Source organism: Kitasatospora misakiensis, assembly GCF_042656005.1.
Lineage (GTDB): Bacteria > Actinomycetota > Actinomycetes > Streptomycetales > Streptomycetaceae > Kitasatospora > Kitasatospora misakiensis.
The window spans coordinates 162,300-173,107 of the sequence record NZ_JBHSOF010000002.1 but is presented as its reverse complement, the minus strand read 5'-3'; the positions used below and the strand labels follow the sequence as shown (position 1 = coordinate 173,107).

At 76.4% G+C, this 10,808-nt stretch carries 9 protein-coding genes; 3 read left to right on the top strand and 6 right to left on the bottom strand.

The features are described from left to right. Positions 1 to 70: 70 nt before the first annotated feature. The gene (locus ACFP3U_RS02640) at positions 71 to 616 is read left to right on the top strand and encodes an ATP-binding protein (RefSeq protein WP_380223465.1); all 546 of its coding nucleotides are present in this window, start codon (positions 71 to 73) and stop codon (positions 614 to 616) included. A gap of 338 nt (positions 617 to 954) precedes the next feature. After that, positions 955 to 3,204 carry an ATP-binding SpoIIE family protein phosphatase gene (locus ACFP3U_RS02635; RefSeq protein WP_380223464.1) on the top strand — a complete coding sequence of 750 codons (2,250 nt, stop codon included), beginning with the start codon at positions 955 to 957 and terminating at the stop codon, positions 3,202 to 3,204. A 45-nt stretch (positions 3,205 to 3,249) separates the two neighbouring features. Here the strand turns inward: ACFP3U_RS02635 and ACFP3U_RS02630 are convergent, their stop codons facing one another. The 5 genes from ACFP3U_RS02630 to ACFP3U_RS02610 all read right to left on the bottom strand — a co-directional run bounded on the left by ACFP3U_RS02630 (position 3,250) and on the right by ACFP3U_RS02610 (position 8,567). Then, a complete protein-coding gene (locus ACFP3U_RS02630) occupies positions 3,250 to 4,317 on the bottom strand; it encodes a DUF2637 domain-containing protein (RefSeq protein WP_380223462.1) in 1,068 nt (355 codons plus the stop codon). A gap of 224 nt (positions 4,318 to 4,541) precedes the next feature. Next, the gene (locus ACFP3U_RS02625; protein WP_380223461.1) at positions 4,542 to 5,522 is read right to left on the bottom strand and encodes an iron-sulfur protein; all 981 of its coding nucleotides are present in this window, start codon (positions 5,520 to 5,522) and stop codon (positions 4,542 to 4,544) included. A 217-nt stretch (positions 5,523 to 5,739) separates the two neighbouring features. Continuing rightward, positions 5,740 to 6,582 (bottom strand): tetratricopeptide repeat protein, encoded by an 843-nt coding sequence (locus tag ACFP3U_RS02620; protein ID WP_380223460.1) that lies wholly within the window; start codon positions 6,580 to 6,582, stop codon positions 5,740 to 5,742. A 256-nt stretch (positions 6,583 to 6,838) separates the two neighbouring features. Next, entirely contained in the window at positions 6,839 to 7,711 is an 873-nt protein-coding gene (locus tag ACFP3U_RS02615; protein WP_380223459.1) for a hypothetical protein, read from the bottom strand. 256 nt (positions 7,712 to 7,967) lie between these two features. Then, entirely contained in the window at positions 7,968 to 8,567 is a 600-nt protein-coding gene (locus ACFP3U_RS02610; protein ID WP_380223458.1) for a nucleotidyltransferase family protein, read from the bottom strand. 145 nt (positions 8,568 to 8,712) lie between these two features. On the opposite strand from ACFP3U_RS02610, the gene moaA reads away from it, so the two are divergent. After that, on the top strand, positions 8,713 to 9,768 hold the full coding sequence (moaA, locus tag ACFP3U_RS02605; RefSeq protein ID WP_380223457.1) for a GTP 3',8-cyclase MoaA: 1,056 nt from the start codon (positions 8,713 to 8,715) through the stop codon (positions 9,766 to 9,768). Between the two features lie 13 nt (positions 9,769 to 9,781). On the opposite strand, the gene ACFP3U_RS02600 is transcribed toward moaA, so the two are convergent. Beyond that, positions 9,782 to 10,804, bottom strand: coding sequence for a GlxA family transcriptional regulator (locus ACFP3U_RS02600; RefSeq protein WP_380223456.1), 1,023 nt, complete (start codon positions 10,802 to 10,804; stop codon positions 9,782 to 9,784). Between the last annotated feature and the right edge of the window lie 4 nt (positions 10,805 to 10,808).

Here is a 10,808-nt window from a genome sequence, read left to right as displayed (position 1 = left end):
AACCAGGGGGCCGACCGACCGGCGGGGGGATCCGGATCGGCGGCCCGGAGCGGAGGCGGGGGCAGTGGTGATGGACGGTCAGTCGCGATTCCCGCGGCAGCGGACGAGTTCGGGGGGTGCCTTCCGGGTCACCGGATCCGGCCAGGGTGCTCCGGCGGGGGCCTCGGGCACCGCGGGCGCGGCGGGCGTCACCCGGCCGGGCGTACCGGCGCCGGGGTGCGCGCTGAACCGCCGGCTCCACCTGGCACTGGAGGCCGCCGACCTGGTCGCCGTCGGCGCGGTCCGCCGTCGGCTGCGCGCCGCGCTCGGCCACTGGGGCGTGCCCGAGCTGGCCGACACGGCCGAGCTGCTCACCTCCGAGCTGGTCACCAACGCGCTGCAGCACACCGGTCAGGGCGCGGTGTTCGACGCGGTGCTCACCGGTGACCAGCGGCTGCGGATCGAGGTCCAGGACGGTGAGGCCGGGCTCCCCGCCCGCCGCCGTGAGCCGGACGCGGAGTACGCCACCTCCGGCCGCGGGCTGCTGCTGGTCGAGGCACTCGCCGACTCCTGGGGTGTGCAGCTGCGCGGTGACGGCAAGGTCACCTGGTTCGAACTGGCCGTCGCCGAGCTCTGACCCGACACGCCGCCCTCCCCGACCCCGTTCCGTCCTCGAACCCGTCCCAGGCCGCGCCCAATCGGCCGCCGATTGTCACACGAGCACTGTTCGCCGCCGAACGATGCCGTTAAGTGAAGGCCGGCGCCAAGATTTACGGCCCGTTGCCATTGCCGCTCGGCCGAACATTGGCCAGGATGGTGGGAATGTGTGCCCACGTGCGAGAAGCGGCGGGAAAGTCCGACCATCTCGACCGATGACCGCCCGTCGGCGCGCGACCGTCGAGCACCACCCATCACACCGCCACGCGGCCCGTCCGGACGGTCGGCGCGGTCCGCCACGGCACCGGCAGGAGCAGCATGCCCACAGAGCCCGAGTCACCGGGGCCGGCCCTCCCGTCCGGTCCGCCCACGACCAGCTCGGGGCGGGCCCGGCCCCCCGCGCAGGCGGCCCGACGGCACGCCCTGCGCACCGCGCCCGGCCTCGCGGCCGGCCGGCTCGCGCCGATGCTCTCCGGCGGGCTGCCGCTCGCCACGAGCGACTCCACGCCGGACTGGCTGGAGCCCGCGATGGCGGCCAACGGCATCGGCTCCTTCGACTGGGACATCCGCCGCGACGTCCTGGAGGGCGACCTGCGCGCCTGCACCATCGTCGGCCTGGACGCCGTCGAGAAGGGCCGCTTCGACCGCTCCTCCGCCTCCTTCCTGGCCCTGCTCCACCCCGAGGACGCCCCCGTGGTGCGCCGCCGGGTCGAGCGCGCCGTCTCCGAGCTGGGCCAGTGCGGCGCCTACTACCGGACGGTCGGCCCGACCGGCGCGATGCGCGCCGTCCGGTTCCGCGGCCGGGTCCTCGCCGACGCCTTCGGCCGGGCCTCCCGGATGGTCGGCTTCGTCTGGGACGCCACCGTCGAGCTGCACAAACGCGACCGCGCCGACCGGCTCGCCCTGCTGCGCGAGGAACGCTCCCGCTTCATCAAGGAGGCCGCCCGGGCGCTCTCCGAGGCGGTCACCGTGCGCGACGTCGCCCGGGTCTTCACCGAGCTGCCGCTGCCCGGCCTGCCGCCGGACGGCCTGGTGCTGGCCTCCTTCGAGGCCGGCCGGGTGCAGGTCCTCGGCGCCTCCGGCTACCGGCCCGAGGAGCTGGCCGGCTACGACCGCTCGGTGCTGCCGCCGACCCACCCCGCCGCCGAGGCGCTGCGGGGCCGCGCCCCGGTGTTCTGCGCCAGCCGCGAGGAGTACCGCGAGCGCTACCCGGACGTCTGGGAGCAGGCCCGCCGCACCACCCGCAGCTCCTGGGCGTTCCTGCCGCTGGTCGCCAGCGGCCGGGCGATCGGCGTCTGCGTGGTCAGCTTCGACGACGACCGCGAGCTCGACGCCGACGAGCGCACCCTGCTCTCCACCCTCGGCGGCCTGGTCGCGCAGTCCCTGGCCCGGGCCCGGCTGCACGACGCCGAGCACGAGCTGGCGGCCGGCCTGCAGCGCGTCATGCTGCCGCGCACCGTGCCGTCCGTGCCCGGGGTCACCACCGCCGTCCGGTACCTGGCGGCCGGCTCCGGCCTGCAGATCGGCGGCGACTGGTACGACGTGGTGCCGCTGCCCGGCGGTCACGTCGGACTGGTGATCGGCGACGTCCAGGGCCACGACGTGCACGCCGCCGGCATCATGGGCCAGCTGCGGATCGCCCTGCGCGCCTACGCCGCCGAGGGCCACCCGCCCGCCGCGGTGATGGCCCGGGCCTCCCGCTTCCTCGCCGACCTGGACACCGACCACTTCGCCACCTGCACCTACGCCGAGGTCAACGTCGACTACGGCGTGGTCTACGCCGTCCGGGCCGGCCACCTCGACCCGGTGGTCCGGCGCGCCGACGGCACCGCCGCCACCGTCCCGGTCGCCGGCGGGCTGCCGCTCGGCATCGCCCCCGACGAGGAGTACCGGGTCACCCGGTTCAGCCTGGACCCGGGCGAGACGGTGCTGCTCTGCACCGACGGACTGGTCGAGGCCCGCGGCATGGACCTCGACGAGGGCATCGCCCGGCTCACCGCGGTGCTCGCCGAACCGCTCGCGGACGCCGCGCGGACCGGCCGCGACCCGCTGGAGGACCTCGCCGACCGGATCGCCTCGCAGGCCGCCGACTCCAGCGAGCGCGAGGACGACATAGCGCTGCTGGTGCTGCGCTGGGACGGCCCCGAGGGCGGCCTGGCCGCCCAGCAGCTGCGCCGCCGGATCGGCCAGGCCGACCTCGCCCGGATCGCCGAGGTCCGCGCGGAACTGCGCGACGCGTTGCGCCGCTGGGGCGTGGCGGAGCTGATCGACACCGCCGAGCTGCTCTCCTCCGAGCTGGTCACCAACGCCATCCGGCACACCGACCGGGACGCGATGTTCACCGCCCGGCTCTACCGGGAGCCGGCCGCGGACGGCGGCCGGGCGCGGCTGCGGGTCGAGGTGGAGGACGAGTCGGACCTCTGGCCGACCCGCCGCACACCGGGGGAGCAGGCCTCCTCCGGGCGCGGGCTGATGCTGGTCGAGGCGCTGGCCGACGGCTGGGGCGTGGAGCCCCGGGGGTCGGGCAAGCGGATGTGGTTCGAGCTCACCGTGACGCCGGCGGAGTGACCGGGGCGCGCCGCCCGAGCGGCGCGCCCCAGCGGGTGCCGGGACCTAGCCGAACTGCTGCTCCAGGTCCTTCAGCTTGCGCTCCAGCGAGTCCAGCCGGGGCAGGGTGACGGTGTCGTCGTCGAGGGTGAGGTCGATGGTGCGCCGCTCGGGGCGGGCCGGCAGGCCGGGCGGCGCCACCGCTCCCTCCACGGCCTCGGCCCGCGCGGGCGGCTCGACGGCGGCCCGGTCCGGTCCGCCGCCGGGACCGCCGGGGCCGCCGGCTATGGCGGACTCCGGGCCGGACTCCAGCTGCCGGGCGGCCGTCGCGGACCCGCCGCGTGGGCGCCAGGCGCTGTTGGTGCGGTTGATGGCCCGGATCTCGGCCCGCTCGCGGCGCCCCGCGAGCTTGCGGCGCTCCTTCTCCAGGGTCTTCTCGCGCTTGTCCTCGCGGACCTCGTCGACCGCCTCGTCCAGGCTCCGCACGCCCTCCAGCAGCATCAGGGACCAGGCCGCGTAGGTCTCGCGCGGGGCGCGCATCCAGCGGACGATCCGGATCTGCGGCAGCGGGCGGGGGACCAGCCCCTGCTCGCGCAGTGCGGCCCGGCGGGTCTGCTTGAGCGCCCGGTCGAACAGCACGGCGGCCGAGAGCGACATCCCCGCGAAGAACTGCGGTGCGCCGGCGTGGCCGAAACCGCGCGGGGCGTGCACCCAGTTGAACCAGGCCGAGGCGCCGGCGAACAGCCAGACCAGCAGCCGGGAGCCGAGGGCGGCGTCGCCGTGGCTGGCCTCGCGGACGGCGAGCACGGAGCAGAACATCGCCGCCCCGTCCAGGCCGAACGGCACCAGGTACTCCCAGCCGCCGGACAGGTTGAGGTTCTGCACCCCGAACCCGACCAGACCGTGGAAGGAGAGCGCGGCGGCGACCGCCGCGCAGCAGAACAGCAGGGTGTAGGAGGCCCCGCCGTACAGGGACTCCTTGCGGCGGCGCCGTTCCTCGGATCGCTCCCAGGAATCCGCGGCCGTCCCGCCGGCGGATCCCCGACTCCGGGCCAGGGCCACCAGGAGCGCGCTGACCAGCAGCGCCGCAACGCCGGTGACGGCCCAACCGAGCGGTATGTCGGACAATTTCATCGCCTGCACCAGCCTCGCTTTCCTGCGTCGCAATTCCTGCGTCGTGATGGCGGGGACCATCATGACTGATGCTCGGCCGGAGAATGGCTGATTCGCTGTCAATGCGCTGACGAGAGGGATTTCTGGCGGGGGATAAGTCGCATTGTCTTATTGATACGGGTGGGGAATTCCCCGAAATACCGGGGTCGTGACCCGACGGGCGACCGCACCGGCGTCAACCTCCGTCAACTCCGCATGACGCGCGGACAGCCGGCGCAGATCGCCTCGGCCCGGGCGGTGTAAACGAGGCAGCAGCTGGCCCGGCACCGGTCGGAGCGTCCCGGGATGCCGGACGCGGGGGCGGTGAAGCCGGCGCCCGGCGTGAAGGGCGCGCACTCCGGCGCCGGGCGGGCGGCCCGCGGGTCCGGGGAGCCGGACGCCCCGGCCGCGCCGGGCGCGAAGAGCGCGGCGAGCTCCCTCCGGGCGCGCTCCTCCTCGCCGAGCAGGCCGCCGACGTACCAGAGGCCCTCGACCACCGCGTCGGTGGCCATCGCCCAGAGGGTGCGCGGGCCGCGTCGCGCCTCGGGGCGGAAGGCGGCCAGCACCGGGGTCAGGAAGTCCGCCAGCGCCGCCCGGAGTTCGGCGGCCAGCGCCGCCTCGTCGGGCACCGTCCGGGCGCCGTACGGCGGCGGGCCGGCCGGTAGTACGGCGGGTGGGGCGGTGGCCGCCGGGTCGTCGGGGAGGCCGACGAAGGCGCCCGGGCGGACCGTCAGTTCACCGGTGCGGCGGCGGACCGAGATGTCGCCGGGCCCCAGCAGCGGCACCCGGCGCTCCAGGAACCACGGCAGGGTGAACAGCAGCGAGACCGGCCAGACGAACCGGTGCAGCCCGATGCCCGCCGCGACGTCCGGGCGCAGCGGCTGCCCGTAGCGCGCCAGCCCCTGCCGGGCGTCGTACCCGATCAGTTCGCGCAGCGCCGCGGGCCGGGTCACCAGGTCCGCTCCCGCGAGCCACCCCCGCCCACTGCGCGGCGGGGCGCAGTGCACCCGGAGGGCGGGGAGCACCTCCCTGAGCCGCCGGTAGGAGGTCGGCCCGGCCACGGCGGTCGCGGCGGTCGTTCGGGCGGGCCAGGAGGGTCCGTGGGCGTCGGCGTCGGCGTCTGCGGCGGGGCCGGTCCGGCCGGGGGCCGTCGGTGCGGGGGTGGGCCGGGTGCTGCTCGCGCTCATGGTGGGGCCCATCGGGTCGACCGGGCCGCGCCGGACCGTCCGGTCCGCGCCCGGGCGAGGGCCTGCCCGCCCGCCGCCGGCGCGCTCGGTGGCGCGGCGCGCCGCGGCGCCGCTGCGCCGTCCGTCCGGACCCGGCCGGCCGAGGCCTGGCGGAGCCCGGGAACGGCAAGGCGAACCTGGCCGGGGCACTGCTCGACCCGGCCAGGTTAGCCTCACCTTAGCTGATCGGCCCCTGGGTTCGCCTCTCCATACGTCCGTCCGGGGGAGCGCCCGGCGCACGCCCCACGCCCAACTGGCGCGCGAGCCAGACCGGTACGCCCCCGAGGGCCTGCACCAGCCGGGTCGCCTCCGCCCGCAGCCGGACCGCCTCGTCCGGTTCGGACACCTCGGCGAGCGCCGCCAGCGCGGGTGCCACCCCCACCGTGAAGCCGAGTTGCTCGCGCAGCCGCAGCGAGGCGTCGAAGCCCTCTCGGGCCCGCTCGTGGTCCCCGGCGGCGAGCGCCAGCGCGGCCAGGTGACGCCAGGTCGACGAGCGGAGCAGTTCGTCGCCGCGCTCGCCCGCGCCCTCGTGGGCCCGGCGGTAGGCGATCCAGGCCGCCGTCGGGTCGCGGAGCAGGTTCTCCGCGACCAGCCCCCGGCGGAAGTCCAGCAGTGGCCGGCCCGGGGCGTCCGGCGGTAACAGCGCCGAGGTGCGGCCGAGTGCGGCCTGCGCCTCGTCGAGCCGGTCGCGGGCGCCGAGCACGCTGGCCACGTACGCCAGGAATCCTCGGGCGCAGGCCGCCGCCGCGCGCTGTTCGGTGGTCGCCGCGATCGCCTCGGCCAGTCGTAGCGCCTGCTCGGCCTGGCTCCAGTGGGCGGCGGTGAACAGGCACTGCTCGATCAGGAGTTCGGCCCTGGTCAGGGCCGCCGCCGGGTCGCGTTCGGCGGCCGGCCGCAGCAGTTCGGCGGCCTCCCGCCAGCACGCCCGGGACCGCAGCCGCCATACGGTGTCCCCCGGTTCCGGAGGCGCCGCCCGCCCCCGCCCGTTCGGGCTGCCCGGGCCCCATCCGTGCTCCGACAACGCCACCTCCTTGTGTGCGCCATCCAGCAGGACGCGGGCCCCTCCCCAGCCGTGGCATGACACGCCACAGGCCCGCGCTGTGGCGGCAATTCAACACGGGGGCGAGCTTGTGCACCAGATCACGAGCGGAGGTTGTTGCGCGCGGGCGGGTTTTCGTCTAAACGATCAGCGGTCGGCGCTGCCGGGCGCCGGTGCCGGGTGCCGGGTGCCGGCGCTGGACGCCGGTCCGGGCGCCGGTCCGGGCCCGAACGAGGTCTCAGGACGTCCAGCCGGTCTCCATCAGGGCCTCCGCGGCGCCGTTCGCGGGCTGCGGCACACCGGCCAGATCCAGGCTGAACAGGGCCACCAGCAGCTGTTCCCCGCGCACCGTGGCCTGGTGGGAATAGCCCGCAAGAGTGAACATCGCGGCGGCCATCTCCTCCGCGTGCAGGGTCTGCAGCCACAGGCACTCGACCGACTTCACGTCCGCCGGCTCGGTCCAGGTGTCCACCTGGGCGACCATCCGGCTGCCCAACAGGGTCACCCCGTCCCGCTCCTGGGCCTCCGTCAGCTCCAGATCGTCGAAGCCCAGCCACTCCAGGTAGCGGGCGGCGGTGAACACCGCGTCCTGCGAGGTCCGCACCGGGTGCGGGCGGAACGGCGCGCGCCGCCGCCACTGCGCCGCCTGGGCGCCGGACCCCGTGGTCGGCGGTGCCGCGGCGGGCGGTGCGTCCAGCGAGTGCGCCGGGCGCGCCGGGTAGGGGTGGGAGGCCCGCGGTCCGGCGGCGGCCCCCAGCGGTCCGGCGGTTGCCCCGCCGCCCAGCCGGGTCGTCCGGTCCACCGGGAGGCGCACGGTGGCCCCGCAGTTGCAGGTGAACTCGGGCTGCGGCCACTGGTCGGAGCGGCCGCAGTGCGGGCAGCGCATGCTCAGCCAGGAGTCCTCCCAGGACCGGAAGCGCACCTGCACCGGCACCCCGCCGCGCAGCAGCGGCACCTTGAGCGAGGCGCCGCACGGGCACGGCAGCGACGGCGGCTCGTAGAGGTGCTCCCGACGGCAGGCGGGGCAGCGGATCGCCCTGGCGCCACCCGCCGCCCCCGGGCCGCGCCCGGCCGGGTCGGGTCCGGTGAAGTCGTCGGGCAGTCCGGCCATCGCGGGCACCGTCCGTTCGAATCGGGGGTGGAGTGACGTGTCCCATGCTCCCCGAAACCCGGGAGGCGCGGCGCGGAATGCGGCAATCCTCAGGGAGGAATCAGGGGTGTGCGCTCGATTTCTCGGCGGTGAGGAGGAGGGGGCGTCCCCCCACCCGGAGGTCCCGCCCCGAGGTCCCGGCAGGAGTCCCGCCCGGAGCCCCGCCCCGACCGGGGCCGACGGCGGCGCGCGCGGGCGGTCCGGCGCGGCGCGGGTGTCAGCCGGCGCCCCAGCGGGCCAGGTCGGCGGGGGTGTCCAGGTCGTCCGGGGCGGCGATGTCGGCGCACTCGACCGGGACGAGCTCGTCGGCGTGCGCCGCCAGCAGGGCCCGTGCCCCGGCGTCCCCCCGGGCGCCCTCCATCGCCTCGGCGAAGTGCCGGACCCCGATCAGCACCGGGTGCCCGCGCCGCCCCCCGTACGTCGCGGCGGCCAGTTCGGCCCCGGCCCGGTGCGCGGCCAGCAGCCGGGCCACCGCCGCCGGGCTAACCCCCGGGGTGTCCACCAGCATCACCAGCGCCGCCGAGGTCCGCGCGGGCAGCGCGGCCAGGCCGGCCCGCAGCGAGGAGCCCATGCCGCCCTCCCAGTCCGGGTTGGCCACCAGCCGGCAGGCCGGCAGATGGGCCGTCGACCGGACCCGCGCCCGGTCCGCGCCCAGCACCACCGTCACCTCCCGGCAGCCGCCCGCCCGGACCACCGCCACCGCGTGCTCCACCAGCGGCCGCCCCTGGTAGGGCAGCAGCGCCTTCGGTCGTCCGCCCAGCCGTCGCCCGCCCCCGGCCGCCAGCACCAGGGCGGCGACCCCGTCCGTCTGTTCCATGCGCCCAGCCTGCCCACCCGGGCCACCGCCGGACACCTCGGCCGGGAGTCCTTGGACGATCGCACAAGTGGGGGCGGCGGCGGTCGGCCGCGCCCCGGCGGTTCGGCCGCTGGTACCGCCGTCGCAGGGCCCCTGTACTGGGCGGATGAGTACCGCGTCGAGGAACAGTGGGTCGAGCAATACCGCGCCGGGAGCGGCCGCCGGGCCGGACGGGGTGGTGCGCCCGTTGACGGACGGGTTCGGGCGGGTGCACACCGATCTGCGGGTGTCGCTGACCGACCGGTGCAATCTGCGCTGCACCTACTGCATGCCCGCCGAGGGCCTGGACTGGCTGCCCCGGGCGGAGGTGCTGAGCGACGACGAGGTGGTCCGGCTGGTACGGATCGCCGTCCGCCGGCTCGGCATCACGACGGTGCGCCTCACCGGTGGCGAGCCACTGCTGCGGCGCGTCCTGCCCGCCCTGGTCGGGCGGATCGTCGAACTCGGCGCGGAGGTGGCGATCACCACCAACGGCATCGGACTGGCGCGGACCGCCGAGGCGCTGCGCGCGGCCGGCCTGCACCGGGTCAACGTCAGCCTGGACACCCTGCGTCCCGAGCGGTACGCCGCGCTCACCCGCCGCGACCGGATCGCCGACGTGCTGGCCGGGCTGGCCGCCGCCCGGGCGGCGGGGCTCGCCCCGGTGAAGGTCAACGCGGTGCCGGTGCGCGGCGTCAACGACGACGAGCTGGTCGAGCTGGTCGAGTTCGCCGTCCGGCACGGCTACCGGATGCGCTTCATCGAGTCGATGCCGCTGGACGCCCAGGGCGCCTGGGACCGCGCGCGGATGGTCACCGCGGACGAGATCCTGGCGCGCCTCGGCGAGCGGTTCGACCTGCGTCCGGCCGGCCGGGCGGGCAACGCCCCGTCGGAGGAGTGGCGGATCGCCGGGACGGACGCGGTGGTGGGCGTGATCGCCTCCGTCACCCGCCCGTTCTGCGGCGGCTGCGACCGGGTCCGGCTCACCGCCGACGGCCAGTTGCGCAACTGCCTGTTCGCCACCGAGGAGTCCGACCTGCGCGCGCTGCTGCGCGGCGGCGCGGACGACGACCGGGTGGAGGAGGCATGGCGCGCCACCATCGCCCGCAAGGGCCGCGGCCACGCCATCGGCGACGCGGACTTCGTCCGGCCGGCCCGCCCGATGTCGGCGATCGGCGGCTGACGGGACTGGCCGCTCAACTGCGTTCGGGGACGGGCGGGTTCGGCCCCGAGCGCGGTTGCGGCCGGGCGAAGTGCGCACGGTAGGCGCGCGGCGTCATGCCGATCCGCTGGAGCAGGTGACGGCGCAGCGAGTCGGCCGTGACGAAGCCGCTCCGGTCGGCGACCCGCTCGACCGCCAGATCGGTCGACTCCAGCAACTCCCGGGCCTGTTCGACGCGTTGGGTGAGTAGCCATTGGAGCGGCGTGGTGCCGGTCTCGGCCTGGAACCGGCGGTTGAGGGTGCGTACGCTCACCCCCGCGTGCGCGGCCAGCTCGGCCAGGGTGAGCGGCTCGGCCAGCCGGGCCAGCGCCCAGGCGCGGGTGGCGGCGAGCGAACTGCCGTCCGCGGCGGCCACCGGCGACGGCAGGACCTGGCCCTGGCCGCCCTCGCGGACCGCCGAGACGGCCGCCAGCCGGGCCACCGCGTTGGCCACCGCCGCGCCGTGGTCGGTCCGCACCATGTGCAGGCAGAGGTCGATGCCGGCGGTCAGCCCGGCCGAGGTGAGCACCGGGCCGTCGTCGACGAACAGCGCCTGCGGGACCACCCGGACCTCGGGGAACCGGTGCGCCAGGGCGCCCGCCTGCACCCAGTAGGTGGTGGCGCTGTGCCCGTCCAGCACCCCGGCCTGGGCGAGGACGAACGCGCCGGTGCAGATCGAGGCCATCCGGGCCCCGCGGTCCGCCGCCGCGCGCAGCGCCGCGAGGATCCGTCCGTCGGCGTCGGCGCGCGAGGCTGACCCGGTGACGAGCACGGTGTCGGCCGAGGCGAGCGCGTCCAGGCCGTGCGGGACGACCACCTGGAGGCTGCTGGTGCTCGCCACCGGGCCCGGCTCGACGGTGCAGATCCGCACCTGGTAGGCCGGGCGGCCGTCCACCTCGGCGGAGCCGAAGACGACGTCGGGGATGGCGAGGTCGAAGGCGGTCACCGGGGGCACGGCGACGACCGCGATCCGGTGGACGCGGGGCACCTCGTCGGACCACGGCGCAGCTGAGGACATGGCC

Excerpts from the sequence above, each read along its gene's own strand:
- ACFP3U_RS02640 (WP_380223465.1), top strand. The coding sequence starts at position 71 with ATGGACGGTCAGTCGCGATTCCCGCGGCAGCGGACGAGTTCGGGGGGT.
- ACFP3U_RS02635 (WP_380223464.1), top strand. The coding sequence starts at position 955 with ATGCCCACAGAGCCCGAGTCACCGGGGCCGGCCCTCCCGTCCGGTCCG.
- ACFP3U_RS02630 (WP_380223462.1), bottom strand. The coding sequence starts at position 4,317 with ATGAAATTGTCCGACATACCGCTCGGTTGGGCCGTCACCGGCGTTGCG.
- ACFP3U_RS02625 (WP_380223461.1), bottom strand. The coding sequence starts at position 5,522 with ATGAGCGCGAGCAGCACCCGGCCCACCCCCGCACCGACGGCCCCCGGC.
- ACFP3U_RS02615 (WP_380223459.1), bottom strand. The coding sequence starts at position 7,711 with ATGGCCGGACTGCCCGACGACTTCACCGGACCCGACCCGGCCGGGCGC.
- ACFP3U_RS02610 (WP_380223458.1), bottom strand. The coding sequence starts at position 8,567 with ATGGAACAGACGGACGGGGTCGCCGCCCTGGTGCTGGCGGCCGGGGGC.
- moaA (WP_380223457.1), top strand. The coding sequence starts at position 8,713 with ATGAGTACCGCGTCGAGGAACAGTGGGTCGAGCAATACCGCGCCGGGA.
- ACFP3U_RS02600 (WP_380223456.1), bottom strand. The coding sequence starts at position 10,804 with ATGTCCTCAGCTGCGCCGTGGTCCGACGAGGTGCCCCGCGTCCACCGG.